At 65.9% G+C, this 23,707-nt stretch carries 28 protein-coding genes and 2 pseudogenes; 11 read left to right on the plus strand and 19 right to left on the minus strand.

Going from position 1 to position 23,707, the window contains the following annotated elements:
* Positions 1 to 992 (plus strand): AI-2E family transporter (locus OWR21_RS11860; protein ID WP_332395350.1); only part of this gene is annotated, 992 nt, incomplete at its 5' end.
* A 30-nt stretch (positions 993 to 1,022) separates the two neighbouring features.
* On the opposite strand, the gene OWR21_RS11865 is transcribed toward OWR21_RS11860, so the two are convergent.
* Complete coding sequence (locus OWR21_RS11865) at positions 1,023 to 1,217, minus strand: hypothetical protein (protein WP_332395351.1); 195 nt, start codon at positions 1,215 to 1,217, stop codon at positions 1,023 to 1,025.
* 110 nt (positions 1,218 to 1,327) lie between these two features.
* Between OWR21_RS11865 and OWR21_RS11870 the strand changes: the two genes are divergently transcribed.
* From OWR21_RS11870 to OWR21_RS11880, 3 genes are read left to right on the plus strand one after another with little or no spacing between them, the layout of a single operon-like run.
* Positions 1,328 to 1,645, plus strand: coding sequence for a hypothetical protein (locus OWR21_RS11870; protein ID WP_332395352.1), 318 nt, complete (start codon positions 1,328 to 1,330; stop codon positions 1,643 to 1,645).
* A gap of 7 nt (positions 1,646 to 1,652) precedes the next feature.
* On the plus strand, positions 1,653 to 2,825 hold the full coding sequence (locus tag OWR21_RS11875; RefSeq protein ID WP_316901439.1) for a glycosyltransferase family 4 protein: 1,173 nt from the start codon (positions 1,653 to 1,655) through the stop codon (positions 2,823 to 2,825).
* Positions 2,803 to 3,339: a phosphatase PAP2 family protein gene (locus OWR21_RS11880; protein WP_316890431.1), complete on the plus strand. Its 537-nt coding sequence runs from the start codon at positions 2,803 to 2,805 to the stop codon at positions 3,337 to 3,339. The genes OWR21_RS11875 and OWR21_RS11880 overlap by 23 nt, the downstream gene beginning before the upstream one ends.
* A gap of 9 nt (positions 3,340 to 3,348) precedes the next feature.
* Here OWR21_RS11880 and OWR21_RS11885 read toward each other — a convergent pair whose 3' ends face one another.
* Genes OWR21_RS11885 through OWR21_RS11900 form a run of 4 tightly spaced genes read right to left on the minus strand, consistent with a single transcriptional unit; the run spans position 3,349 to position 6,879 of the window.
* On the minus strand, positions 3,349 to 4,143 hold the full coding sequence (locus OWR21_RS11885) for a DUF2334 domain-containing protein (RefSeq protein ID WP_316890432.1): 795 nt from the start codon (positions 4,141 to 4,143) through the stop codon (positions 3,349 to 3,351).
* Positions 4,144 to 4,163: 20 nt separating this feature from the next.
* The gene (locus OWR21_RS11890; RefSeq protein WP_332395353.1) at positions 4,164 to 4,301 is read right to left on the minus strand and encodes a hypothetical protein; all 138 of its coding nucleotides are present in this window, start codon (positions 4,299 to 4,301) and stop codon (positions 4,164 to 4,166) included.
* A 29-nt stretch (positions 4,302 to 4,330) separates the two neighbouring features.
* Complete coding sequence (locus OWR21_RS11895; protein ID WP_332395354.1) at positions 4,331 to 5,377, minus strand: glycosyltransferase; 1,047 nt, start codon at positions 5,375 to 5,377, stop codon at positions 4,331 to 4,333.
* 5 nt (positions 5,378 to 5,382) lie between these two features.
* Positions 5,383 to 6,879 (minus strand): RNA polymerase factor sigma-54, encoded by a 1,497-nt coding sequence (locus OWR21_RS11900; RefSeq protein ID WP_332395355.1) that lies wholly within the window; start codon positions 6,877 to 6,879, stop codon positions 5,383 to 5,385.
* A 504-nt stretch (positions 6,880 to 7,383) separates the two neighbouring features.
* Here OWR21_RS11900 and OWR21_RS11905 point away from each other — a divergent pair.
* Together OWR21_RS11905 and OWR21_RS11910 are read left to right on the plus strand one after the other, a co-directional pair.
* On the plus strand, positions 7,384 to 7,602 hold the full coding sequence (locus tag OWR21_RS11905; protein WP_332395356.1) for a hypothetical protein: 219 nt from the start codon (positions 7,384 to 7,386) through the stop codon (positions 7,600 to 7,602).
* 24 nt (positions 7,603 to 7,626) lie between these two features.
* The gene (locus tag OWR21_RS11910) at positions 7,627 to 7,773 is read left to right on the plus strand and encodes a hypothetical protein (protein WP_186829280.1); all 147 of its coding nucleotides are present in this window, start codon (positions 7,627 to 7,629) and stop codon (positions 7,771 to 7,773) included.
* Between the two features lie 48 nt (positions 7,774 to 7,821).
* Here the strand turns inward: OWR21_RS11910 and OWR21_RS11915 are convergent, their stop codons facing one another.
* The gene (locus tag OWR21_RS11915) at positions 7,822 to 8,925 is read right to left on the minus strand and encodes a sigma-54 interaction domain-containing protein (RefSeq protein WP_332395357.1); all 1,104 of its coding nucleotides are present in this window, start codon (positions 8,923 to 8,925) and stop codon (positions 7,822 to 7,824) included.
* A gap of 538 nt (positions 8,926 to 9,463) precedes the next feature.
* Here OWR21_RS11915 and OWR21_RS11920 point away from each other — a divergent pair.
* The 4 genes and pseudogenes from OWR21_RS11920 to OWR21_RS11935 all read left to right on the plus strand — a co-directional run bounded on the left by OWR21_RS11920 (position 9,464) and on the right by OWR21_RS11935 (position 12,631).
* Positions 9,464 to 10,868 (plus strand): annotated as a pseudogene (locus OWR21_RS11920) (sigma-54-dependent transcriptional regulator).
* A 90-nt stretch (positions 10,869 to 10,958) separates the two neighbouring features.
* Positions 10,959 to 11,126, plus strand: coding sequence for a DUF1328 domain-containing protein (locus tag OWR21_RS11925; protein ID WP_004632450.1), 168 nt, complete (start codon positions 10,959 to 10,961; stop codon positions 11,124 to 11,126).
* 69 nt (positions 11,127 to 11,195) lie between these two features.
* On the plus strand, positions 11,196 to 11,501 hold the full coding sequence (locus tag OWR21_RS11930) for a hypothetical protein (protein WP_332395358.1): 306 nt from the start codon (positions 11,196 to 11,198) through the stop codon (positions 11,499 to 11,501).
* A 98-nt stretch (positions 11,502 to 11,599) separates the two neighbouring features.
* On the plus strand, positions 11,600 to 12,631 hold the full coding sequence (locus tag OWR21_RS11935) for a YihY/virulence factor BrkB family protein (RefSeq protein ID WP_442968630.1): 1,032 nt from the start codon (positions 11,600 to 11,602) through the stop codon (positions 12,629 to 12,631).
* 10 nt (positions 12,632 to 12,641) lie between these two features.
* Here the strand turns inward: OWR21_RS11935 and OWR21_RS11940 are convergent, their stop codons facing one another.
* The gene (locus OWR21_RS11940; protein WP_316890442.1) at positions 12,642 to 12,968 is read right to left on the minus strand and encodes a hypothetical protein; all 327 of its coding nucleotides are present in this window, start codon (positions 12,966 to 12,968) and stop codon (positions 12,642 to 12,644) included.
* Between the two features lie 122 nt (positions 12,969 to 13,090).
* Complete coding sequence (locus OWR21_RS11945) at positions 13,091 to 13,318, minus strand: hypothetical protein (protein WP_004632457.1); 228 nt, start codon at positions 13,316 to 13,318, stop codon at positions 13,091 to 13,093.
* 369 nt (positions 13,319 to 13,687) lie between these two features.
* Here OWR21_RS11945 and OWR21_RS11950 point away from each other — a divergent pair, with 369 nt between their 5' ends.
* The gene (locus OWR21_RS11950) at positions 13,688 to 15,283 is read left to right on the plus strand and encodes a peptide chain release factor 3 (protein ID WP_316875747.1); all 1,596 of its coding nucleotides are present in this window, start codon (positions 13,688 to 13,690) and stop codon (positions 15,281 to 15,283) included.
* Positions 15,284 to 15,325: 42 nt separating this feature from the next.
* Here the strand turns inward: OWR21_RS11950 and OWR21_RS11955 are convergent, their stop codons facing one another.
* The 11 genes and pseudogenes from OWR21_RS11955 to mdcA form a co-directional block, all read right to left on the minus strand.
* Positions 15,326 to 15,820 carry a hypothetical protein gene (locus OWR21_RS11955; RefSeq protein ID WP_332395360.1) on the minus strand — a complete coding sequence of 165 codons (495 nt, stop codon included), beginning with the start codon at positions 15,818 to 15,820 and terminating at the stop codon, positions 15,326 to 15,328.
* A gap of 79 nt (positions 15,821 to 15,899) precedes the next feature.
* Positions 15,900 to 16,835: a malonate decarboxylase subunit epsilon gene (gene mdcH / locus OWR21_RS11960; RefSeq protein ID WP_332395361.1), complete on the minus strand. Its 936-nt coding sequence runs from the start codon at positions 16,833 to 16,835 to the stop codon at positions 15,900 to 15,902.
* Positions 16,832 to 17,467 (minus strand): malonate decarboxylase holo-ACP synthase, encoded by a 636-nt coding sequence (locus OWR21_RS11965; RefSeq protein ID WP_332395362.1) that lies wholly within the window; start codon positions 17,465 to 17,467, stop codon positions 16,832 to 16,834. The genes mdcH and OWR21_RS11965 overlap by 4 nt, the downstream gene beginning before the upstream one ends.
* Positions 17,464 to 18,228, minus strand: coding sequence for a malonate transporter subunit MadM (madM, locus tag OWR21_RS11970; RefSeq protein ID WP_009240185.1), 765 nt, complete (start codon positions 18,226 to 18,228; stop codon positions 17,464 to 17,466). Before madM ends, OWR21_RS11965 begins: the two co-directional genes overlap by 4 nt.
* Positions 18,229 to 18,239: 11 nt before the next feature.
* The gene (gene madL / locus OWR21_RS11975) at positions 18,240 to 18,647 is read right to left on the minus strand and encodes a malonate transporter subunit MadL (protein WP_009240184.1); all 408 of its coding nucleotides are present in this window, start codon (positions 18,645 to 18,647) and stop codon (positions 18,240 to 18,242) included.
* Positions 18,644 to 18,964 (minus strand): hypothetical protein, encoded by a 321-nt coding sequence (locus tag OWR21_RS11980; RefSeq protein WP_332395363.1) that lies wholly within the window; start codon positions 18,962 to 18,964, stop codon positions 18,644 to 18,646. The genes madL and OWR21_RS11980 overlap by 4 nt, the downstream gene beginning before the upstream one ends.
* 30 nt (positions 18,965 to 18,994) lie before the next feature.
* A pseudogene (gene mdcE / locus OWR21_RS11985) lies at positions 18,995 to 19,823 on the minus strand (biotin-independent malonate decarboxylase subunit gamma).
* A complete protein-coding gene (locus OWR21_RS11990) occupies positions 19,820 to 20,665 on the minus strand; it encodes a biotin-independent malonate decarboxylase subunit beta (protein ID WP_316875756.1) in 846 nt (281 codons plus the stop codon). Before OWR21_RS11990 ends, mdcE begins: the two are co-directional and overlap by 4 nt.
* Before the next feature lie 9 nt (positions 20,666 to 20,674).
* Positions 20,675 to 20,977: a malonate decarboxylase subunit delta gene (locus tag OWR21_RS11995; RefSeq protein ID WP_332395364.1), complete on the minus strand. Its 303-nt coding sequence runs from the start codon at positions 20,975 to 20,977 to the stop codon at positions 20,675 to 20,677.
* Positions 20,964 to 21,893 carry a triphosphoribosyl-dephospho-CoA synthase gene (locus tag OWR21_RS12000; RefSeq protein ID WP_332395365.1) on the minus strand — a complete coding sequence of 310 codons (930 nt, stop codon included), beginning with the start codon at positions 21,891 to 21,893 and terminating at the stop codon, positions 20,964 to 20,966. The genes OWR21_RS11995 and OWR21_RS12000 overlap by 14 nt, the downstream gene beginning before the upstream one ends.
* Positions 21,893 to 23,581, minus strand: a complete 1,689-nt coding sequence (gene mdcA, locus OWR21_RS12005; protein WP_332395366.1) for a malonate decarboxylase subunit alpha — start codon at positions 23,579 to 23,581, stop codon at positions 21,893 to 21,895. Before mdcA ends, OWR21_RS12000 begins: the two co-directional genes overlap by 1 nt.
* Between the last annotated feature and the right edge of the window lie 126 nt (positions 23,582 to 23,707).

A 23,707-nucleotide genomic window follows, 5' to 3' on the forward strand; every position in this document is an offset into this window, starting at 1 on the left:
GTGCGGTACTGGCGTTCGGGATGCAAGACGGCGTCTCGGCCATGGCGAACCGGTTGCCGGTCGCCGCGGAGCGCATGGCACAGGCCATCGACGGAATGCGCGGGCACATGGGCGGCGCGTTCGACAAGATGCGCGATGTGACCGTCGCGCTTGAGCACGCCGCCGAAGGCGTGCAGGGCAAGCCGGCGCCAGCGCCTGCCAAGCGTTCGCCTGCGGCCGCGGCGCCTGCCGAGGCAGCTTCCGCGCAGCCGGTGCTGCCGGTGCGCGAGTTTCTATGGACCGGCTCCGCCAATCTCTTCGCGCTTGCCGGGCAGCTCGTGGTGGTCTCGTTTCTCGTCTACTTCCTGCTTGCATCGGGTCAGGCGCTCAAGCGCAAATGGGTGCGCGCAGTGGGCAACACGCTGAGCGAGAAGAAGCGCGCGGTGCGCATGATGGCGGTCATCGGCACGCAGATCCAGTATTCCCTGCTGGTGCTGTTCGCGACCAACATCGTGCTGGGCATCCTCACCACGGTGGCCTTTGTGCTGCTCGGCATGGAGGACGCGGCGGTCTGGGGTCTGGCGACCGCCGTGCTGCATTTCGTGCCGTATCTGGGTTCGGTGGTCATTGCCGTGGCCAGTGGTATCGGGGCATACCTGCAGATGGGCGCGTGGTCGGATGCGCTTGTCGTGGCAGGGGTGACGCTGCTGCTTGCCACGCTGGTCGGCACGCTGCTCGTGACATGGCTGCAAAGCCGGGCGTCCAAGCTCGACCCGTGTGTGGTCTACATCGGCCTGCTGCTGTGGGGCTGGCTGTGGGGCCTGTGGGGCTTGCTGCTGGGCACGTCCATCACGGCGATGATCAAGGTGGTATGTGATCACGTCGAGCGCCTCCGCCCGCTCGGCACGCTGCTCGGCACCGCCGATGCGCCGGCCGGCGTGTCGCAGCGTCTGCTGGACCGACTGCGCGGCCGTCCCACGCGGCGGCGCGAACGTGCGCACCACCCCCGCTGACGACGCCTGGGTCACCTTGCGCAGCAAGCGTTACAAGCGCGTGTAACCCTTACGCAACGACAGCGCCACGGCGGGAGCAGAGGCATTGCTACCCCGCCTCGTTTGCGCCGCGTTGCGGTGCAGTGGTGGTGCAGGTCTTGTCGGCTGGATGGCGGAGACGGGTGCGGTGGGCACGTCGGTTGCGGTGCGCAAGGCAACCAGATCACGTTCGCAGGAGAGCGCCATGAACCGACTCCGCCCCGCCTTATGCGGCCCCCATCAGCGCGGCGAACGTCCCGCGGGCACGACCCGCCGCGTGCGCCCGGCGCGGGCCAAACTTCCAAAGCATCGACAAGATGCATGGCGACGCCGAGCACGACGAGCCCGCGTCGAGCGCGGCCGAGCGGCTGCCGCACGAGCGCGACCAGCATCTTGAAGAGCAGCATTCCGAACCGCGCAGCAGTGCCAAACAGGCCGCGCGCGACATCGAAAGCGGGCAGCTCGACACCGATCTGCACGACACCCCTGGGGTAGAGCGCGTCGTGCGCGACCGCCATCCGGCCAATCGCGATGATGGCGATCGCCAGGTCGCTCACCGCAGCGCAGACGACCTCGCGCACAAGCGGGGGCAGACGAGCGCCCCCTCGCACCGCCGCGACGAAAACAAAGGTTGATCGATCCATGCGCATTGCTTATGTGACCGAAACCTGGCCGCCGGAACTGAACGGCGTGTCGCTCACGGCTGCACGCACCGTGGCGTTCCTGCAGACGCGCGGGCACGACGTGATGCTGGTGCGCCCGCGCCAAAGCGCCATCGACGCCGGCAAGCCCGCATTGGCGGACGACACGTTGCGCGTGCCCGGCGTGCCGATTCCGTTGTATCCGGATTTGCGCATGGGCTTGCCCGCACGCCGACGGCTGCTTCGCGCGTGGGGCGTCTATCGGCCCGACCTCGTGCATGTCGCGACGGAGGGACCACTCGGCTGGTCTGCTATTCGGGCCGCGCGCCAACTCGGCCTGCCGGTCACGTCGGATTTCAGAACCCGCTTTGACGAATACGGCCGCCACTACGCGTGGGAGGGCGCCGTGACGTTGGTGCGCGCGTATCTGCGCGCGTTTCACAATCGCACCGACCGCACCTTCGTTCCCACGCGCGAACTGCAGCGGCAGTTGAGCGAACTCGATTTCGAACGCCTGACCGTCAGCACGCGCGGCGTCGATGCACACCGATTCACGCCGCAGGCCCGCAGCGAAGCGTTGCGCGCGCAATGGGGCGTCGCGGCAGATACACCGGTGGTCCTGACGGTCGGACGTCTGGCATTGGAAAAGAACCTGGGTGTCGCGCTCGATGCGTTCGCTGCCGTGCGGGAGCGCGTGCCAGATACGCGTCTCGTCATGGTGGGCGATGGCCCGCAGCGCAACGCACTGCGCAGGCGCTGCCCCGATGCCATCTTTGCCGGCACCCAGCATGGCGAAGCACTGGCGGCGCACTACGCATCTGCGGACCTGTTTCTCTTTCCCAGCTTGACGGAGACCTTCGGCAACGTGGTGGTCGAGGCCATGGCCAGCGGCTTGCCCGTGGTGGCGTTCGATACCGCCGCTGCCGGCATGCACGTGCGCAGCCGCGAGAACGGCTGGCTTGCGCCCGTCGGGGACGCTGCATCGTTCACGCAGGCGGCCGTCGCGCTCGCCACTGACGCCGGCCTGCGGCAGCGGCTGGGCCAGGCAGCGCGGCTGACGGCGCAGAGCCTGGATTGGCCGCGCGTGCTAGAACGCTTTGAAGCTGCGCTCATCGCCGTGCACGATGCCGCCACCAACGGGGAGGCGTACCATGGCGACGCACGTCTGGCCTGACTGGAAGCGCTGGCGCGAGCGTGATCGGCAGCTCGCCGTGGCGCTCAACCATGTAGCGGGCAATGCGTCCGCCATGCGCTTCTATCGCGGTGTGAGCCGCCTGGGCGACGGCATGCTGTGGTACGCATTGATGGCGGCGCTGCCCGTGGTCGGCGGTGACACCGGTTGGGAATGCGCCAAGCAGATGGGCCTTACGGGGCTGCTCTCGCTCATCATCTACATCGTGCTCAAGCGTGGTGTGTGCCGGCCGCGACCGTACCTTTCCTGCGAAGAGATCCACCTGTGCGGGCGCGTGCTCGACCAGTTCAGCTTTCCGTCGGGCCACACGCTGCATGCGGTGTCGTTCAGCATCGTGATGGCGGCGTACTACCCGCGCATGGCGCTGGCGCTGGTGCCATTCACGCTCATGGTCGCCCTCTCTCGCGTCGTGCTCGGCCTGCATTACCCGAGCGACGTGCTCGCAGGCGCCGGGCTTGGGATGCTGATCGGCGGATTGTCGGTGTGGCTGTTTTAACGCCCGCGCTCAGTACGACGTTTGCGCCTGCCCGGTGACGGTCGTCTCCGGGCCGCCCATCCAGGCCTGCGCCAACACCTGCGCAAAGCCATTCTTGGTGACGGGCGTGCGCGTCTCCAGGCATGTGGCGAGCAGTTCCTGCCAATGGCGGATGACATCGGGATGCGCCGCGTCAGCCGGATGCAGGCCCAGGCGCAGCAGCGGTGCCTCGGCGTGCCGCTGCGCCAGCCAGCGCAGGTAATACCGCGACACCAGCCGGCGCGCCGGCGAGCGAACGCTATACGTCAGGCAAGGTGCCTTGAGCGGGCGGCGCGGGTGCAGCAGATAAAAGCGCTGCAGCGTGGTCGTGTAGCGCAGCGGCAGCCCGTCGAGCGCTTCCCAGGTGGCCGGGTTCATCAGCCAGGCCGGAGCGACGAAGCCATGCAGCGGCCAGCCGTTTGCGGCAAACCACGCGGCACCGGCTTCGATGCGCGCACGCGCCGCCGCCAGCGGAATCGCAGAGAACTCGCCTTCACCGGCGGTATAGCGCGTGCGGATCAGCTGCTGGATCAGGCCGCCAGGGGGCTGGTCGTCCAGATGCGCATAGCCGTGCAGCACAAGTTCATCGCCTTCGGCCAGGCATTCGCTCATCACGCGGCAAAAGCGTTCGCTGTTGCGTGCGGTCGGGCCGCGATAGAAGTTCGGAATGACGAGCAGCGACTTGGGTACGCGCGCCACTTCATCCAATGCGGAGAGCAATACCTTGCACGCAGGCCAGGTGGCCGGCGTGACATCGTGCATGGCAAGGATGAGATAGCGCGACATGATGGACAGATCGGTCTGGACTACCGGCCGCGCGACGCACGCACGCGTTCGCGAGCCGGCGGGAGTGTTGTTTCCGCGGCGATGCCGGTTTGACGGCCGAGCAGAGCGAGATAGCGTTGCAGCAGTTGCGGCAGCACCGCCCGCCAGTCGTATTGCATGGCGTGGCGGCGCGCGGCGTGCGCGAGTGTCACCGGTCCCGTTGGCGCAGCGCCTGGAGCGCCTGCGCAAAATCGTCAGCGACGCAACGTGGCACGGCATACCCGACGTGCTCATCCACCAGCTCGCTCAAGCCGCCGGCTGCGCACGTGACGACGGGCACGCCACTGGCCATCGCTTCCAACGCGACGAGGCCGAACGTTTCCTGATCGCCTGCATGCACAAACACGTCTGCGCTTGCCATGGCGGCAGCCAGGTGCTGCGCGTCGCCTTCATAAGCGAGCGCGCGAACGTTCTTGCCACGCGGAGGCGTCGGGCCCGAGCCGATGGTGACGAGCACGCTGCCGTCGTCGAGCTTGTCCACCGCGTCGCACAGCACGTGCAGGTTTTTCTCCGGCGCATAGCGCCCGACGTAGAGCAGCACGCGGGCATCGCGCGGCAGGTCCAGCTGCTCGCGCCAGCGCAGCGAGCGCCGCGCTGGGTGGAACAGGCGCGTGTCGACGCCCAGCGGCTGCAGTTCAATGCGCTGCACGCCCAGGTCGGCCACCTTCTGCGCGATGTAGCGGCTCGGCACGAAGACCGTATCGAAGTGTGGATACAGCTTGCGAGCGTACGCCGCAGCTGCCAGCTCGGCAGGCGGCCCGCCCAGCCGGCGGAAAAACGCTGGCAGATCGGAGTGATAGAACGCCGCCACCGGCACGTTCAGCCGCGCGCCCGCCTGCACCGCCGCCCATGACAGCCGATAAGGGTCGCCCGCTTCGATCAGGTCCGGCGACAGCGCACACAGTGCACGGACCGCAGGCCCGGTCCGCAGCGGAACGCGGTAGCCGTGTGAGAGCGGCAGCGGCGCGCCCGGCACCACGGCGATCTCGTTGCTCGCGTCGTCGGCCGTGCCCGGCACGACCAGCGTGTGGCGCCAGTGCGTGGAGCGCAGAAAGTCGTGCTTGGCGCGCAGGTAGCGTTTGACGCCACCGCTTTCCGCCGCCCAGAACATCGTCACGTCCGCCAGATGCAACGAGGCGGCCGTGGCATCGCCGTCGTGGCGATGCGGGTAGTGATCGGTGGGCAGCTTACGCACGGCGGTCAGACCTGGCGCCGCATTTCGGCGGGTGCAATGCGCATCAGCCCGCGGTACTTGGCGACGGTGCGTCGCGCAACGATCACGCCCTGCTCGGCCAGCATCTTGGCGAGCGAGACATCCGAGAGCGGTGCGTCCGCATCTTCGGCTTCGATCATCTCCTTGAGCAGCGCCCGCACGGAAGCCGCCGAGCATGCACCACCCGTGTCGGTCGCCAGCTGGCGCGAGAAGAAATACTTGAACTCGAAGATGCCCCGCGGGGTGGCCATGTACTTGTTGCCTGTGGCGCGGGAGATGGTCGATTCATGCAGGCCCAGTTCTTCGGCCACGTCGCGCAGCACCAGCGGCTTCATGGCCACCTCGCCGTATTCGAGGAAGTGCTTCTGGTGCGCGACGATCGCCTCGGCCACGCGCTGGATGGTGGCAAAGCGCTGCTGTGCGTTGCGGATCAGCCACCGCGCCTCTTGCAGCTGATGCGCCAGCGGCGTGCGATGGTGGCCGCGCGTCTGCGCAAACAGTTCCGCGTAGACCTTGTTGATGCGCGCGCATGGCGCCACCGCCGGGTTCGTCAGCGCAATCCACTTGCCCTTGATCTTGGTGACGATCACGTCCGGCACGATGTAGCCGGCATGCGCCTGCGAGAAGCGCAGCCCCGGGCGCGGGTCCAGCATGCGGATCAGCGCGCAGGCATCGCGCAGCTCGTCTTCCGTACAGCCCAGCGCACGACGCATCTGCGTGAATTCGCGCTTGGCCAGACGCGGCAGGTGACTGCGTACGATGTCCTGTGCGATTTCCTGGATGCGTTCTTCGGCTTCGGTGTCAGCGGGGCGCGCTTCGATCTGCAGGCGCAGGCATTCGGCAAGGTCGCGCGCAGCCACGCCCGGCGGATCCAGGCTCTGTACGAGCGCCAGCGCAATCTGCATTTCTTCGGTCGGCGGCGGTTCCACCGGCGCCAGCGGGATCAGTTCGGAAAGCAGCTGGCGCAGGTAGCCGTCGTCGTCCAGCGCTTCGATCACTGTCTGTGCGACCAGGCAGTCGCGCTCAGACAGGCGATAGCTGCGCAGCTCCTGATGCAGATGCTCGCGCAGGCTCGGCGTGGAGTGCACCCATTCGCCGATGTCGCTGTCTTCACCGTCGCCGCGGTGGGCGCCGCCGTGGCTGTAGTAGGTGCTGAAGTCGGTGGGAAAGTCTTCCGATGCGGCCAGCGTCGCGTCGGTCTCGATGGCGCTGGTGGTGGTTTCCAGCGGGGCATCGTCGACAGGCGTGTGGTCGGCCGCGGCGCCGTCCAGATCGGCAGAAGTGGCCATGTCGCCGGTACGCGCGACATCAGGCTGCGCACCTGCTTCTTGCTCGACTTCTTCCAGGAACGGATTGCTTGCGAGCGCTTGCATTTCCTGCGCAAATTCGGTTGCAGACAACTGCAGCAGCTTGACGGACTGCTGCAGCCGCGGCGTTAGCGCGAGATGCTGCTTCGCACGCATTTCCAGAGCGGCCTTGACCATTCGCCTTGCCTCCTTTGGTGAGTGGGCGTCGACATTTCCGTCGACCGGTCACCGCATCGATGCAAAGGGTATGCCATGTCAGCAAAGCCAGTCGCCGCAAGGCTTTACGGGCGGCTGGCACGCCGTTTCTACATGGTCATGTCGTTTTTATATGCCCATTGTTGCCGGCACATGACAGCGCTGCCGGCGGTTGCGGACGGCGTCGGCATACGTGGATGGGTGGCACCGCAGGTACATGCGTTGCTGCGGGAGGAGGCGGGAGACGCGCCGCAGTGCGCTTCCATCGCCTTCTTATCGAGCATCACATTCCAGGAGAAACCACATGCGAACACGTTTCCTGAGCGCTGCGCTTGTCAGCGCGATCTTTAGCCTCGGTATGGGTGCCGCCGTGGCCCAGACGACGACCGCGCCGGTCGACAACCAGGAGTCGAGCAACCCGACCAAGGCGCCGGGCAAGGCACCGATCCGCCGTCGTCGACGGCCGATCGCACGGCCAATACACCGATGGCCGGCAGCGAGGCGACGCCCGCCGCGGGTGGCGGCGGCGACACCAGCAAGCCGATGCACAAGAAGCATCGCCATCACAAGAAGTCGGGGTCCACCGTGCCGGGTGGTACCAACAGCGCCGGCGACATGTCGCATTCGGGCGTGCAGCACGGCGGCAACGACGCCGCGACGACGACCGGGAATTCCTACCCCGGCAGCTCGAAGCAAGGTCAGTAACGTCGAAAACGAAAAGGGCCCGCCATGTCGATGACTCTCGCCACCGCCGTCCGCACGGGCCCGCGCGCCCGCGCGGAGACTGAACCCGCACCGCGCCGTCCGGCGCCCGAACCGCAGGAACGCCGCCGCCACGAGCATCCGGGCGAGCGTGCGCACGCGCATCCGCGCTAAAACGTCAGCGCGGATGCTGCGGGATTCACAGAGTAGGACGCGCCGCTGTCAGGCTGCCATGGCGGCGGCCGCGGTGCTTTGGTAAAGGTCGAGGCGGTTGTACAGCGTTTTCAGGCTCACGCCGAGCGTCTTCGCGGCTTGGCGCTTGTCGCCATGAAAATGCTCCAGCGTGGCCAGGATCATTGCGCGCTGTGCGTCGGCCAGCGTCACGCCCACGGTCAGGCTCAGCACGCCTTCCTTGACGGTCGGACGGGCGGGGCCGCGGGCCGGTGCCAGGGGCGCAGCCAGTTCGACCGTTTTCTCGCCGAGGATGTACCCGCGTTGCACGGCGTTGCGCAACTCGCGCACATTGCCGGGCCACGGCTGGCTGCGCAGCGCCGCCAGGGACTGGCGCGAAAACACCTTGTCGGTCTGGTGGGCCGCGTTGAACTGCGCAAGGAAGTGCAGGGCCAGCTCTTCGATGTCGTCGCCACGATCGCGCAGCGGCGGAACCTGCAGCGGCACCACAGCCAGGCGATACATCAGATCTTCGCGGAAGGCGCCTTCCTTCACCGCTTCCAGCAGGTTGCGGTTCGTGGCCGCGATGATGCGCGCGCGCGTCTGGATGGGCTCGGTACCGCCCACGCGCATGAACACGCCGGTCTCCAGCACACGCAGCAGCTTGACCTGCATCTCGACCGGCATTTCCGTGATTTCATCGAGAAAGATCGTGCCGCCGCAGGCGTGTTCGAAGTAGCCGATATGGCGCTGGGCGGCCCCGGTAAAGCTGCCCTTTTCGTGGCCGAACAGTTCGGATTCGATCAGGTTGGGCGAAATGGCGCCGCAGTTCACGGCGATGAAGGCCTGGTCTGCGCGCGGGCTCATGTCATGCACGGTGCGCGCAATCAGCTCCTTGCCGGTACCCGATTCGCCCATGATCAACACGGTGGCCAGCGTGCCTGACACCTTGCCGATCTGGTCGTACAGCGCCCGCATCACGGGCGAGCGGCCGTAGAGGTGGCCGAAATCCGGCTCGGCAATCGATTGGGCGGGGGATGTTTCTGCGTCCGACGGCACGTGGTCGGTGTCGTCAAAGTCGGCCAGGGCAGGGGGATAGCTCAGGCGCCCAACGGTCACTGCACGTTCGTCGGCGAAGGCTTCGCTCAAGGACATGGCTCCCTCGTGGTTGGTTGCGACGGGGACGTCCTGGCGAGTGGCTGCATCGTCAGCGATGCAGTCTTCCGAAGGCAGGGTACGTCGTCATCCCGTCACATTGTGTTGAAAAGTTGAGCCATTATCAGGGCCGCCCAAGCGCGTTGTATGTCGGTCGTGCGCTGACGTTTCTTCCATCCTGTCGGCCAAACGCTGACAAGAATCGGGCCTGAGATGCAGATGCAGCGCGGGTTTCACATTGCCAAGCGGCGTAACGTGTCCATTTCGTCCCGCAGGTGGCGAAGCGCTGACCTTCTCAACTATGCTGACTGCTGCGTAGTACGGGCAGGTTCGCCCGGTGTGATGTATCCGATCCATTTCTTGCATGCGCGCGTGTAAAAATTACCGGCGCCCTTCTCGTCGAGATGGGTTTGGCGCGCCCTGGCGGAGGTTGTATTGGATGGAATACTTTTTGCACCTGCCGCCGGTTCTGCCGCCAAGCGCACCGTTGCGCCATGCATGATTGCCGGCACATGCCGGCTCATCCAACCAAATCGAGATGCCACATATCCTGATTGTCGAAGACGATGCCAACGCACGCGCTGCTCTAGGTGAGCTGGTGGGTGCCGAAGGCTTCACCACCGCGCTGGCCGGGTCGCTGCGCGATGCGCGCATTCAGATGTCGCGTCACAGCCCCGATGCCGTGCTCATCGATCTTGTCCTGCCCGACGGCAACGGCATGGATCTGATGGAAGACATCGCGCCGCACTCCGGCACCGAGATCATCGTCATGACCGGCCACGCCAGCGTGGAAACCGCCGTCGAGGCGCTGCGCATGGGCGCGGCCGACTACCTGGTCAAGCCTGTCAATTTCCAGCGGTTGAAGTCCGTGCTGGCACGCATTCCGCGCCCGGGCGATCTGAAAGCCGAGATCGGCAATCTGCGGGGCGAGCTGCGGCGCTTGGGCCTCTTCGGCCAGATGCTCGGCAACTCCGCGGTGATGCAGACGTTGTATGACCAGGTCAGCCGCGTGGCGCCCACCGAGGCGACCGTGCTGCTGATCGGCGAATCGGGCACAGGCAAGGAACTGGCCGCACAGACCATCCACGACCTCAGCCTGCGTCGCAAGCAACCTTTCCTGCCGGTCAACTGCGGCGCCATTTCGCCCAACCTGATCGAGTCGGAAATGTTCGGCCACGAGCGCGGCAGCTTCACGGGCGCCGATCGCCAGCACAAGGGCTACTTCGAACGCGCCAACGGCGGCACGCTGTTCCTCGATGAAATTACCGAGATGCCGATCGAGCTGCAGGTGAAACTGCTGCGCGTGCTGGAAACCGGCGTGTTCATGCGCGTGGGCACCAACCGCGAGATCGACTCCGACGTGCGCGTGATTGCCGCCACCAACCGCGACCCCGAAGAGGCCGTGGCAGACGGCAAGCTGCGCGCCGACCTGTATCACCGCCTGAACGTGTTTCCGCTGCAATTGCCGCTGCGCGAGCGCGGCAAGGATGTCGAGCTGCTGGCCCAGCATTTCCTCGATCAGCTCAACGCGCAAAGCAATACCAAGAAGGCATTCCTGCCTTCGGCCATGGAGAGCGCTGCGCGGCTATCACTGGCCGGGCAATGTGCGCGAATTGCGCAACTACGTGCAGCGCGCGTACATCCTGTCGGACGACGCCGGCATCGATACGGCGAACGTACCGCTGCAAGTGTCGAGCACGCAGGTTTCGTCCGGTTCCACGTTGACGATTTCGGTCGGAACGTCACTGGCGAGCGCCGACAAGAAGCTCATTCTTGCCACGCTCGAGCAATGCGGGGGTGTGAAGAAGCGTGCGGCCGAGCTGCTCGGTATCAGCCTGAAGACGCTTTACAACCGGCTTGAGGAATACGGCAACAGCGGCGGCGAGGACGGCGGCGAGGGCAACAGCGCCGGTTCCGGCCGCGCGCATGCCACCGAGGCATAACCCGACTTCCTCGTGCGGTACGCGGCTTGCTGATCCCGGGGGGTATCCGCCCCATGGCGGCAAGCTCACTCAACTGCACAGGAGGTCACCATGCTGCGTTATGCAGTCGTCTTTTTCATCATCGCCCTGATTGCGGCCGTGCTCGGGTTTGGCGGCATCGCTGCCGGCGCAGCGAGCATCGCCAAGATCCTGTTCATGATTTTCGTGGTGCTGTTTGTGGTCAGCCTCATCTGGGGCCTGGTCGCGGGCAGAGGATGACGCCGGGATGAAGGGCACAGCTTTCAACCCGGCCCTCGCGATGCCATGCAACTCCAGGAGCGTTGACTGATGGAACCGTCTCAAACCAATCCTTTTCCCAAATCCGATGCCAACGGCAACCTCATCCGCGGCGACGTCGCACAAGCCGCCGAACGTGTGAAGGCGACCACGGCACAGGCCATCGACCGCACCGCCGAGGCTGCCGCCACTGCGCTCGACGAGGCCGCTGCCAAGCGCGAGCAACTGCGCGCTTCACAGCAGCGGCTCATGAGCGATGCGGCCGAATGCATGCGGTCGCATCCGCTTGCGACGATCGGCCTGGCGTTCGGCGCAGGGTTTCTCATCAGCCGCCTGCTGGGGAGCAGCAACGACTGAGGGCCCAGACCCTCGCGATTTACTGCCAGCCACGGCCGCGCTTGCGCGCGTGCCGTGTGCTGACTAGGCTCAAGGTCAAGGTTGAGGCCGGCACCGCGCTGGCCTCGTCGCTTTGCAAGGAATCTCCATGCGCCTGGCTGCCTACTTCGACCGGGCCCTGCTCAAGCTGTTCCGCCCAGGTGTTGATCGGGGCTGTGCAGCAGTGGTCTGCGCATCGCGCCGCGAGCAAGGGCGCGGCGTTGTCGTTCTACACGCTGTTCTCGATGGCGCCGGTGCTGGTGCTCGTCATCTCCATTGCTGGCTTGTTCTTTGGCGAACAGGCCGCACGCGGCGAAATCTTCGGGCAGATCGAAGGGCTGGTCGGCACGCAGGGCGCTTCTGCGGTGGAAGCCGTGCTTGCGGCAACGCGGCGCTCCGGCAACGGCCTGTTCGCGGCGGTCACCGCCGTCGTCCTGTTATTGGTGGGCGCCACCACGGCCTTCTCCGAACTCAAGGACAGCCTCGACGAACTCTGGGAGGTGCCGCCGCGCCAGCAGCCCGGGCTGTGGGGCTTGCTGCGCTCGCGGTTGCTGTCGTTCAGCCTGATCCTCGTGCTGGCGTTTCTGCTGCTGGTGTCGCTCACCATCAACGCGGCGCTGGCGGTCGTGGAGCGTTTCTGGGGCGCCTTGTGGTCGGGCTCCACTTCGGGCATTGCGCTGCTGGTGGCCGAGGCGCTGTCGTCGGCGTTTTCGTTTGCGGTCGTGGCGCTGCTGTTTGGCACCATCTTCAAGATGCTGCCCGAAACGCGCGTGGCCTGGCGCGACGTTGCCCTGGGCGCCATCGTGACGGCGCTGCTCTTCACGCTGGGCAAACACCTCATCGGCCTGTATCTGGGCAACAGCGCCGTCGCGTCGTCCTACGGGGCAGCGGGTTCGGTCGTGGCGCTGATGCTGTGGATTTACTACTCGGCGCAGATCTTCTTTGGCGCGCTGGTCACCCGGCAATATGCGCTGCGATTCGGCAGCCGCCAGCACGAAGCGTCAGGTGCCGGGGCTGCCGCGCAAGCGGCGTTGCTGAACCCGGCGATCGCGGCCACGCTCTCCAATGGGGTTGCCGGGGGCCACGCAAGCGCAGCCCGCAACAGCCGCTAAGACACCCGCATCAATCGCGTGTCAGTTGCTCCAGCAGCATCCCCGCCACAAATGCCAGACCGATGGTAATAACCGGGTGCTGACGTACGGAGCCGCTCGCCTGCTCCGAGACATTGGCATGCAGGTTTTTCAACTGTTCGGTGCGCTTGTCGAATTGCGTGAGCGCCGTGGAGAGGACGCTCGCCAGCCGATCGATGCCCTCGGCCGTGGCATCTTTCACGCGCTGCGCGGTGTGGTCGATCTGCGGATGCAGCGTGGTGACGGTCGCGCCGTTGGCGCCGTTCGTACCGTTGGTGCCATTGCTGGTGGTGGGCGGCTTGGGGGACAGTTCGGTCATATCGGCCTCCTGAGCTGGGTCGTGTCAGTCAGTCACAAGCAACCGTCATGCCCCGATCGTTGCGCGCCGCCAATAGAAAAGGGCCACGACTGTGGCCCTCGACACGGTGAGGAACTGCGCGGCTAGCCGACCGTCACCACGGTCTTGCGCACGGCCCAGATTTCAGCTTGCAGGGCCAATGCGGCGAGTGCCTGCAGGCTGTCCTGCGGCAGGGCCTTGATCCGCTTGCGGCGATTGGCGGCACGCTGCTGACGCGCCGCGCGCACGCTTTGTTCATCGAGTTGCCACGCCTTGCGGGTGGTCTCGATGATGCGTTGCACTGCCGGATCGACAGGGATTCGACTACGCACGATGTTGGACTCCTTGCTTCTTTGCTTCTTTCAACGTCGCGGCGTACCCAAAGGCGGGTTTCGCGACGGACTCCACGATACGGGAGCTTCATGACAACTTCGATAACACCGCCTCCGAAAGGGTTGTCAGTGCATTCCCACAACGGGTTTCTCCTCCGTCCGGGGGACGGTTCCTAGGGAGTTTCCCGCGCTTGCGGCCCGGATCAGTTGATCCTAAGCAAGGGCGCCGATCGCGTACAATCTCGGCTGCCCCGGATTGACAACGCCGTTCGGGCAGTCCATCGGCCGCCGGGACGACCCGCCAGCCAGCGCACTGGCCACGTGCGCAACCATCCGCATTTTTCACTCCTTCCCTTTCGGTTTTTGCCCGTGAGTACGCTGCAGCAGGAGATCCGGCGCCGCCGGACGTTCGCCATCATTGCCCACCCGGATGCGGGTAAAACCACGTTGACCGAGAAACTGCTGTGGTTCGGCGGCGCCATCCAGATGGCCGGCGCCGTGCGCGCACGTAAAGCCAACCGCCACGCCACCTCCGACTGGATGGAGATGGAAAAGCAGCGCGGCATCTCGGTCACGTCGTCGGTGATGCAGTTTCCGTACCGGAACGAAGGCGGCGACTACATCGTCAACCTGCTCGACACCCCGGGCCACGAAGACTTCTCGGAAGACACGTACCGCACGCTCACGGCCGTCGACTCCGCCGTGATGGTGATCGACTCCGTCAACGGCGTGGAAGCGCAGACCATCAAGCTGCTCAACGTCTGCCGCCTGCGCAGCACGCCCATCCTCACGTTCATCAACAAGCTCGACCGCGAAGGCCGTGCGCCCATCGAGCTGCTCGATGAAATCGAAAGCGTGCTGCAGATCCAGTGCGCGCCGATGACGTGGCCGATCGGCATGGGCAAGTCGTTCAAGGGCGTGTATCACCTCGTTAACGACACGGTGCAGCTGTTCGACCCGAACGCCGACAGCGAGAAGGGCGCCACGGCCGGCCTGATTCAAGGTCTGGACAACCCGGAGCTGGATCGCGTGTTGGGCTCGCAGGCGGAAGAACTGCGCATCGACATCGAACTCGTGCGCGGCGCATCGCACACGTTCGACAAAGAGGCGTTCCTGGCCGGCAAGCAATGCCCGGTGTACTTCGGTTCGGCGGTGAACAACTTCGGCGTGCAGTCGCTGCTCGATGCGCTGGTCGACCAGTCCCCCGAGCCGCTGCCACGCCCCACCGAAACGCGCGAAGTCAAGCCGATGGAAGAGAAGTTCACCGGCTTCGTCTTCAAGATCCAGGCGAACATGGACCCGAAGCACCGTGACCGCATCGCGTTTGTGCGCGTGTGCTCGGGCCGCTTCGAGCGCGGCATGAAGCTGCTGCAGGTGTCGACGGGCAAGACGGTCGCCATCAACAACGCCATCACCTTCATGGCGCAGGACCGCAACACCACGGAAGAGGCCTTCGCCGGCGACATCATCGGCGTGCCCAACCACGGCACGATCCGGCTGGGCGATGCCTTCACGGAAGGCGAGGCGCTGAAGTTCACGGGTATCCCGTCGTTTGCGCCGGAGTTCTTCCGTCGCGCGCGCCTGAACAACCCGCTGCGCCTGAAGCAGCTGCAGAAGGGTTTGCAGCAACTGGCCGAAGAGGGCGCCACGCAGATGTTCCGCCCGCTGGCATCGAATGACCTGGTGCTGGGCGCTGTCGGTATCCTGCAGTTCGACGTGGTTGCGCACCGCCTGGAGCACGAGTACGGCGTCGATGCCATCTTCGAACCGCACGAATGCTCCACCGCCCGCTGGCTGCGCGGCAAGCAGGAAGATATCGACAAGCTGATCGACAAGGCCGGCCACAACGTGGCGCTGGATGGTGCCGGCGACTACGTGTACCTGGCGCCGAGCCAGGTGAACCTGCGCCTGACGCAGGAGCGCTTTCCGGACATCCAGTTCATGGAAACGCGGGAAATCGTCTAAGCGGCGATGGGCGAAAAGAAACGGGGCCATGTGCCCCGTTTTTTATTGACCTGTGCGGCGTGACACCGGGCAAACCGCTTCAAGCTGGCGGGCACCGGTGTCGGCGTTTCGCGGTGAGAGCCGCAGAAGCCGCAGAAGCTGCGAGTCTGCGCCGGCCACTTTGACCGTGATCGGCTTGCCTGTATGGAACAACGCGTAGAAGCGCGCCCGCGACTTCACATCAGCCACGGCATACGATTCCATGTCGGACACTTCAAGGCGCGCCGGAATCGTTAAGCGTAGAGGGCCGGAAGCGAATTGGATGCGGAGGGCCGTTCCGTTTTGCCCCGGTTGCGCACTCGTGGATACCGCAACGTGGAGCCGCCCGTCCTCGCAGTTGGCGTAAAAGCTCAAGCCATCGGTTTCATAGCCGCCATACGTCAATGACTGTGCGACGTAGTACCAGCTTGCGAGTTCTTCTTCGGCGGTTTCCGTGGTGGCCGCCAACGCGGAGGTGGCGAACAAGGCGGCGATGGCAGCAATGGACAGGACGCGCAATTCGGGGCCTCTCACGAGCGATGAAATCCGGCGCGCAACGATGCCGGAATGCCGCTGAAAAGTCCATGGGGCAGACAATTCAAGGGCCGTCCTCGCGGCGTCGCCGCTGTATCCGCACCCGCACCGCATCCAGCCCGGCGCCCGCATCCAACACAGCCTCTGCGGCAAACACACCTTGCGCCAGACGCGCCAGAGCGCCGCCACCCGGCACCTCCACCGCCATGCTTGCGCCGCGTTCCAGCGCATGCCGCAGCGTGTCGTGCCACAACACCGGCCGCGCCATGTTCCAGGCGAGATCTTCGACGATGAGATTGGCGCGAAACAGCGCACGCGCGCGGCTGCTGCTGACGTAGGTGATCTGTGGCGCCTGGGCGGTGGCCTTTGCCGCGGCGGCCGCAAGCTCGGCGGCTTGCGTGTCCAGCAACGGGCAGTGCGACGGCACTGCCATGCACAACCGCGTCGTCTTCGATGCGCCGTGCGCCAGCGCACGCTCGGCGACGCGCGCGAGCGCTGCGTCGTTGCCGGCCACGACGATTTGCCGTTCCGCATTCACGTTGGCGACATAGGCCGGCGTGGCGGTGGTGTTGACTTGCGCAACGATGCCGCCGACCTCCGGTTCGGCGAGGCCGATGATGGCGACCATGCCGTAACCGCTTGGGTAAGCGTCTTCCATGAGCTGAGCCCGCAGGCGCACCAGGCGCAGCGCATCGCTGAACTCCAGCACACCGGCGACAACCGCCGCAGGCCACGCGCCAATGGACAGGCCCGCCACCATGTCCGGTCCTGCGTCCTGTCGAGCCAGCGTGCGAGCGACGGCCACGCCGGCAATCAAGAGACAAAGCTGTACGGCCACCGTCGACCGCAACGCCTCTGCGGTATCGAGCGTGAGCGGATCGACGCCGAGTACGTCGCCGGCTTCGGTCAACGTCTGCGCAACAGCCGGGTCATCAGGCAGCGCATGCAGCATGCCCGCGCGCTGGCTGCCCTGGCCGGGAAACATGAACAGGATGCTCATGCTGCGTCGCTCCATGGGTCTGCGACGAGCCGGGGGCCGTGGTCGGTCTTGAGCATCGTTTGATGCGGCGACGCCAGCCAGTCGCGTAACGCGAAGCCGCCGTAGCCGGTGTCGATCTGCAAATCGACGCGGCATTCGGTATCGCTTAACAGTTGGACGAGCTGATCGCGTTGCGCAGTCGACGGGGCATGCGGCATGCGCACAACGAGGTCGAGATCGCTCTCCGCATGCAGCACAGGCAGCCCGCTGGCGAGCGCAAAGCCGGCGCCGCCCGTCGGCCCCCACGCCCAGCCGAGTGCGTTGAGTTCTCGCGCCAGCGCGCGCAAGGTGCGCAGCGCCGCGAATGGCGCGTCGTGTGCGATGGAGGCCGCTTGGGCTGCCAGCGCCTCGGGCGAGACGACACGCGAGATGCTGTTGGCAGCTGCCGTCGCTGCGCAGCGTTCATGCCGGGCGACGCCGCGCAGGCCGACCGGCACGGAACCATCGGTGCCGCGCGGTGCGCGTCGCACCACAACAGGCGCGCCTTGCCGGCATGCCGCAATGGCCCAGTCAGGCAAGGGCGCGCCATCCGTCGCCACGGGCGTCTCAGACACCCACAGCAGGTCGTGTGCGCGCAGCAGCGTAGATGTCATCGCAGCAGCGCCTGCGTGGCCAGGAACAAGATCGACGGTCCGAGCAGGCAACCGAGGCCCGTATGGAACGTCGCCACGAGCGAGCCGTACGGCACTAGGCGTCGGTCCGTGGCGGCAAGCCCCGCCGACACGCCGCTAACCGTACCCGCCAATCCGCCGAACACCATGGCCGCGCGCGGGTTGTTCAGGCCGAGCGCCTTGGCCGCGAACGGCGTGCCGACCATCACCAGGATCGCCTTGACGAGGCCCGTCGCAATCGACAGCGCCATCACATCGGAGGTGGCACCGAGCGCCGCACCGGTGACCGGCCCGACGATGTACGTCACGGCACCCGCGCCGATGGTGGTGACGCTCACCGGATCGGTGTACCCGAAGGCGTAGGCAACGCAGGCGCCGACGATGAATGGCAGCACCGTTCCCAGCAGCAGCGAGATGGCGCCGATCATGCCGGCCTTGCGTGCCTCGGTCACCTGCACTTCAAAGGCCGTGGCCACGATGGCGAAATCGCGCAGCATGGCTCCGCCCATCAGGCCGATCCCGCCGAACAGTTTCAGGTCGGCCAGGCCACGCTCGCCGCCGGTCTGCATGCCGCCCCAATAAGCGAGCACCAGCCCGATCATGATGGCGATGGCCGAGCCGTGCACGCGTCCGAACGTCAGCTTCTTGGACACCCACATCGACAGGCCCATGACGATGCCGACCAGCGCGAACGCCGCGACCAGCCCGTTGTGCTGCAGAACTTTCTCTAGCATTGACAGCATGGTGCGGCTCCTTAAGCGCGGGCTTGTTCGGTTTCAGGCAGCGGTGGCAGAGGTTGCCGGTTTTCTGCCTTGCCTGTGCGGTTGATGACCGCGATGCAGGCACCGCATACGATCACCGCGCCGATGGCACCGAGCAGCGCAACGGGGCCACCGCGCAGTGCCGTGACGACGTTCTGCGTGGCTGCCATGGCCACCACTACGGGGATGTACATCGCGCCCCAGAACGAGACGCCCGCCTCGGTGGCGGCGGGCATCAGACCGCGCTTGTGCAGGTAGAGCCGCGCGAAGATGAGCAGCAGCATGGCGATGCCCACGCCGCCGACATTGGCCTTCACGCCGATGGCCTGGCCGAGCAGGTCGCCCAGGAAGAGGCCGGCGATATGACAGAGCGCCAGCAGGGTTGTACCGTAGATGATCACGTCTTTGTCTCCTGAAGGAACGGCGATGGGTCGCCTGTTGTGGTGTTTTGGTGATCGAGGGGTGAAGACTTTGTTTTGCTTTGCTGGTGCATCCTTTGTTTCATCCCCTGCCGGGGCTGACTTACTTTCTTTGTCTTGCCAAAGAAAGTAAGCAAAGAAAGCGCGCCCGAGATGGCGAAAGACTCCTTGAATTTATGTCGCAGGGAGGGAGAGGAGGCAAACTCGCTTCGCTCAAACAGCCTCCTCTCTTTTTCCTCCCTGCAACAGAAATTCAAGGCGCCATCTAGGGCAGGTACGGCCAAACCGTCGAGGCGCATGTGTTGGCGCCGCGATATGTCTACTGTTCGTTATGCGCCTTCTGGCTGGGCGTTCCATTGCTCGCGCAGGCGTTTGCGGACTTCTGACGATGCGTTGCGCAGCGGTGCGCCCAGGCGGCTTTCCAGGCCGCGCGATGGGTCGGCTGCGATGTCGGCCAGTGCTGCGGCGAGTGCGGTCTGCACGGTGTCGACGTCGCCGGCGTCCGGTGCGTCGGCGGATTTGACCTTCAGCAGTCTCCACAGCAAGCCAAGCGATGCGAAGCTGGCGATGTCGTACGCCATGGGCGGAATCTCTTGTGCGAGGCGTTCCAGGTCGGCGACGGAGCGCAGCGTTACGCGCGCGGCTGCGGCCTTGCCCATCGCGTGCACCATCACGTCGGCGTCGTCCAGTGCGAGCAGGCGATTGGCCTGGTAGCCGTGCGCGAGCAATGCGCCCGACATGGCGCGGCCGACGATGAGGCCGATGACGGGGTGGCCGGCCAGGCGTGCGGCAGCGTAGGCGTCCGCCGCTGCAGCCAGGGCGAGGTGGATGCCGTAGGCTTCCTCGCGACGGCCGTAGGCCTGGCTTGCCACATCGATGATGGCGACGATGGCGCGCTTCTTTTCCTGCGCGGCGTCTGCAGTCATGACATCGCGCACGGCGCGCGCGAGCTGCCAGCCTTCGACGAGGCCGACTTCACCGTTGCGTGCGCGAGGAAGCGGTTCTCGGCATCGGGCACGACGGCGACGTAGCGCGCGGGCTGGCCGCGAGCGCGGCATCGACGACTTGCAGTGTGCTGCCGTAACCCGGCACCGCTGTGCCGACGGCAAGCGCGCGCATCCAGGTCGCGCCGCGCGTGGAAAGTTCGTTCTGGCTCATGCGACGTCCTTTGCGTAGTGCGTGCGCACATCTTCTGCCGTGGCTTGGCGTGATGTGTCCACAGCGGCAAGTTGTGCGAGGTAGTGGTCGATCTGCTCGCTGCGCTGGCGCGCGGGTGCGCCGGCACGCAGCCACTCGATCACCTGCGCGCGGATCGTGACGGAATCGTCTTCGATGCAAACGTCGGCCAGGCCGGTGGCGGCGCGCTGCTCTCCGCCGGTCAGGCTCCAGATGAACGGGCGATCGCGCGAGTCGTATTCCTCGATGCCGGCTTCCTGCTCGATGACCTGCGGGCCGTTCAGGCCGAGTCGCGCTTCGCGCGTCATCAGCAGGTAGCTGCACAGGCCCGCGGCGATGCTCATGCCGCCAAAGCAGCCGACCACGCCTGCGGTGATGCCGATCACCGGCCCGTACTCGCGCAGCGCACGGATGCCTGCATGGATCTCCGCAATGGCGGCAAGGCCCAGGTTGGCTTCCTGAAGCCGCACGCCGCCGGTTTCGAAGACGATCACGGCACGTGTGGGAATGCCGTTGCGGTTGTCTTCCACCGCCAACTCCAGCGCGCCGGCAATCTTGGCGCCAGACACTTCGCCCATGCTGCCGCCCTGGAAGGCGCCCTCAATGGCGAGCACCACCGCGGGCTGCCCGCCCAGCGTGCCGCGCGCCACGACGACGCCATCATCGGCCTGCGTGACGATGCCCTGACGCGGCAGCCACGGCGAGGTCAATTGTTCGAACGGGTCCAGCAGCTCTCGGAAGGTGCCGGGGTCGAGCAGGGCAATGGCGCGTCGGCGCGCATCACGTTCGATAAAGCTGTCGCGTTCAATCGGGTTGCGTGACATGGATTCTCCTTATGACCCGAGCGCGTTAAGCGATTCAAGCACCTGCTCAAGCCGCAACCGCACCACGGCCGGTGTCGCGCCGAAGTCGTTGATGGTGATCTTGGCCGCTGGCCACGCGTGCGAGCCGAACACACGCGCAAGCTGCGCCTGCCACGTCGCGCTCATGCCATTGACGGACGTGGTGATGGCCACGTCGATCTGGCCGGCGTTGCCCGGCGTCAACACTTCAAGGTCGCCAGAGCCGACCACGCCGGCGTATGCACGGCGCGCTGCGGGTGCGCCGCCGGTGAACTGAAAATCAAGATGCTCCATGTTCGGTTTCCTGATGAGCGGATTCGGTGTCGGACACTGCGTGCGTGCTTGTCGGCAGGCGGTCGAGGAACAGGGCGGCGGCCAACAGATCGGCTGCGCCACCGGGTGACACGTGCAGCGCCAGCATGTCCTGTTCGAGCGCGCGGAAAGCGCGGCGGCCTTGCGCTGTCGCCAAGCCGCCTTCAGCACGCACGGCGGCCGCGCCCGCTTGCACAACGCGCAGGGCTTGCGCCCCGCCGCGTGCGAGCACGCACGTGTCGTCCAGCGCGGCCATGACGGCGAGCAATGCATCCACGCGGGCGTGGTCTTCACGGATGCCGGCCGCACGCGCTTTGCGCAGCGCAGGCAGCGCCACCTTGATCACGTGCGGGAAGCCGGCGCAGGCCTGGCCCTTGGCCCCGCCGACGCCGTAGTCGTTGCAGGCGCGCTCGCCTTTGTGGCCAGTCGAGACGGGCGCAAAGCGGTCGGGAATGTTTGCCAGGCGCGCGGCGCGGCCCGCAACAGCGGCTGCGCTCAATGCATGCGGCGCCTGGCTCGCCGCCGTGACCAGCAGACCAAGCGCCCAGATGGCGCCGCGGTGCGTGTTGACGCCGCCGGTGGCCTCCAGCATGGCCGCTTCCCCTTCGCGCCCCAGGCGGCCGATGCGCTCGCGCAGGGCGAGTTGCGCACCGGCTTGCGTTTCGATCTGCGCGCCGGCCAGCGCCATGGCTTCAAACGCCGGGCGAAGCGTCTGCGCGGAATGCACCATCAGGGTCCAGTCCAGATCGTGATGCGCGCCGTTGCCGCGCACATCCACCAGACCGGGTTTGGGCGACAGCGTCACCTCGTCGATCAGGGCAGATTCGACCAATGCGGCCAATCGCTTCGCACGCGCTTTCGGGCTGGCGGGCAGGGGCCGTTGCAATGTCTTTTCCATTACCAGCTCCGGAAGCGCGCAGGCGGGTCGTACAGGCCGCCGGACCATTCGACCAGGTCGGCGATGCTCTTGGCGGCGAGCAGCTCGCGGCTGGCGTCGCTGCGGCGCACGTCGAGGTCTTCGGGCAGCGCGATCAGGCCGTCGCGGCGCATCTGTTCGGTCTTGGATGGGTCATGCCGCAGGCCGATCGACGTGACGCCGGCCACCGCGGCAATCATGGCGCGCCTCTCTTCCAGCGAACGTGCCTTGTAGAGATACGCGATGCCGTCTTCGGTCAGCAGGTGGGTGACGTCGTCGCCGTAGATCATGATGGGCGCGAGCGGCATGCCGCTTTGCTTGGCGACGGCCACTGCATCCAGCGTGTCGACAAAGGTCGGCTTGCCGCCTTCCTGGAACGTTTCGACCATCTGCACGACGAGCTTCTTGCCGCGCTCGAGCATCGTCACCGGTTCGGTCATGTCGAGCCACGCGGGCGTGGCGTGACGGCGGCCACGCGGGTCGTGGCCCATGTTGGGCGCGCCGCCAAAGCCGGCCAGCCGCCCGCGCGTGACGGTGGACGAATGCCCGTCGCCATCCACCTGCAGCGTCGCGCCAATGAAGAGGTCCACCGCATATTGGCCGGCGAGCTGGCACAGCATGCGGTTCGAGCGCAGCGAGCCATCGCGCCCGGTGAAGAACACATCGGGGCGCGCGGCCACGTAGCGCTCCATGCCCAGTTCGGTGCCGAAGCAATGCACGCTTTCCACCCAGCCGGATTCGATGGCGGGAATCAGCGTCGGATGCGGATTCAGCGTCCAGTTGCGGCAGATCTTGCCCTTGAGGCCCAGGCGCTCGCCGTACGTTGGCAGGATCAGCTCGATGGCGGCCGTGTTGAAGCCGATGCCGTGGTTGAGCGACTGCACGTTGTGCCGCTGGTAGATGCCGCGAATGGCCATCATCGCCATCAGCACGTGCACGGGCTGGATGAGGCGCGGGTCGCGCGTGAAGAGCGGCTCGATGTAGAACGGCTTGTCGGCCTGCACGATGAAGTCGACCCACGAGCCGGGAATGTCGACGCGCGGCAGGTCGGCCGGGTCATCGACGATCTCGTTGACCTGCACGATGACGATGCCGTCGGAAAACGCCGTGGGCTCGACCAGCGCGGGCGTGTCTTCCGTGCTGGGGCCGGTGTAGATGTTGCCGTCGCGGTCGGCCTTGAAACCGGCCACCAGCGACACATTCGGAATCAGGTCCACCACCAGCCGCGCATACAGCTCGATGTAGGTGTGGATGGCGCCGACTTCCAGCAGCCCGTCGGCCAGCAACTGGCTGATGCGCAGGCTCTGCGGCCCCGCAAACGAAAAGTCGAGTTTGTGCGCGATGCCGGCTTCGAAAATGTCGAGGTGTTCGGCGCGGCTCACGCTCGGCATGATCATGTGCAGATCGTGCAAGCGCTCGGGGTTCACCTTGGCCAGCGAGCGCGAGAGGAAATCCGCCTGCTTCTGGTTGTTGCCTTCCAGCACGACGCGGTCGCCCGGGGCGAGCAGCGTTTCGAGCGCGGCGACGATATCGCCGGTGGGAATGACCTTGCCGTTGGCAATGCGGCGCGCTGCAGTCAGGCGGCGTTCTTTTTCGTCGCGCCGCCGGCGCCATTGCGGCGGGATGGGTGCGTTGATCCCGTTTGCCGATTGGTTGGGCATCGGTTGCATTGGGTGGCGTCTCCAGCCTTGATTGATTTGATGCCCTGTACCGTAGGCTGTAAAAAGGTGCACTTCAATCAACCTAGGCGCGGTTTCATTAACTTGAAGTTAATGAAACAATGGCCGATTCTGATA

This window comes from Ralstonia sp. 1B3, from assembly GCF_036631435.1.

What these genes read in the sequence shown, in the direction of transcription:
- OWR21_RS11875 (WP_316901439.1), top strand. Translation starts at nt 1,653, where the DNA reads ATGCGCATTGCTTATGTGACCGAAACCTGGCCGCCGGAACTGAACGGC.
- OWR21_RS11900 (WP_332395355.1), bottom strand. Translation starts at nt 6,879, where the DNA reads ATGGTCAAGGCCGCTCTGGAAATGCGTGCGAAGCAGCATCTCGCGCTA.
- OWR21_RS11905 (WP_332395356.1), top strand. Translation starts at nt 7,384, where the DNA reads ATGGCCGGCAGCGAGGCGACGCCCGCCGCGGGTGGCGGCGGCGACACC.
- OWR21_RS11990 (WP_316875756.1), bottom strand. Translation starts at nt 20,665, where the DNA reads ATGTCACGCAACCCGATTGAACGCGACAGCTTTATCGAACGTGATGCG.
- OWR21_RS11865 (WP_332395351.1), bottom strand. Translation starts at nt 1,217, where the DNA reads ATGGCGCTCTCCTGCGAACGTGATCTGGTTGCCTTGCGCACCGCAACC.
- OWR21_RS11930 (WP_332395358.1), top strand. Translation starts at nt 11,196, where the DNA reads ATGGAACCGTCTCAAACCAATCCTTTTCCCAAATCCGATGCCAACGGC.
- OWR21_RS12000 (WP_332395365.1), bottom strand. Translation starts at nt 21,893, where the DNA reads ATGGAAAAGACATTGCAACGGCCCCTGCCCGCCAGCCCGAAAGCGCGT.
- OWR21_RS11890 (WP_332395353.1), bottom strand. Translation starts at nt 4,301, where the DNA reads ATGCAATACGACTGGCGGGCGGTGCTGCCGCAACTGCTGCAACGCTAT.
- OWR21_RS11885 (WP_316890432.1), bottom strand. Translation starts at nt 4,143, where the DNA reads ATGTCGCGCTATCTCATCCTTGCCATGCACGATGTCACGCCGGCCACC.
- OWR21_RS11915 (WP_332395357.1), bottom strand. Translation starts at nt 8,925, where the DNA reads ATGTCCTTGAGCGAAGCCTTCGCCGACGAACGTGCAGTGACCGTTGGG.
- OWR21_RS11940 (WP_316890442.1), bottom strand. Translation starts at nt 12,968, where the DNA reads ATGACCGAACTGTCCCCCAAGCCGCCCACCACCAGCAATGGCACCAAC.
- OWR21_RS11995 (WP_332395364.1), bottom strand. Translation starts at nt 20,977, where the DNA reads ATGGAGCATCTTGATTTTCAGTTCACCGGCGGCGCACCCGCAGCGCGC.
- OWR21_RS11980 (WP_332395363.1), bottom strand. Translation starts at nt 18,964, where the DNA reads ATGCGCCTCGACGGTTTGGCCGTACCTGCCCTAGATGGCGCCTTGAAT.
- OWR21_RS11880 (WP_316890431.1), top strand. Translation starts at nt 2,803, where the DNA reads ATGGCGACGCACGTCTGGCCTGACTGGAAGCGCTGGCGCGAGCGTGAT.
- mdcH (WP_332395361.1), bottom strand. Translation starts at nt 16,835, where the DNA reads ATGAGCATCCTGTTCATGTTTCCCGGCCAGGGCAGCCAGCGCGCGGGC.
- OWR21_RS11910 (WP_186829280.1), top strand. Translation starts at nt 7,627, where the DNA reads ATGTCGATGACTCTCGCCACCGCCGTCCGCACGGGCCCGCGCGCCCGC.
- madM (WP_009240185.1), bottom strand. Translation starts at nt 18,228, where the DNA reads ATGCTGTCAATGCTAGAGAAAGTTCTGCAGCACAACGGGCTGGTCGCG.
- OWR21_RS11870 (WP_332395352.1), top strand. Translation starts at nt 1,328, where the DNA reads ATGCATGGCGACGCCGAGCACGACGAGCCCGCGTCGAGCGCGGCCGAG.
- mdcA (WP_332395366.1), bottom strand. Translation starts at nt 23,581, where the DNA reads ATGCAACCGATGCCCAACCAATCGGCAAACGGGATCAACGCACCCATC.
- OWR21_RS11965 (WP_332395362.1), bottom strand. Translation starts at nt 17,467, where the DNA reads ATGACATCTACGCTGCTGCGCGCACACGACCTGCTGTGGGTGTCTGAG.
- OWR21_RS11925 (WP_004632450.1), top strand. Translation starts at nt 10,959, where the DNA reads ATGCTGCGTTATGCAGTCGTCTTTTTCATCATCGCCCTGATTGCGGCC.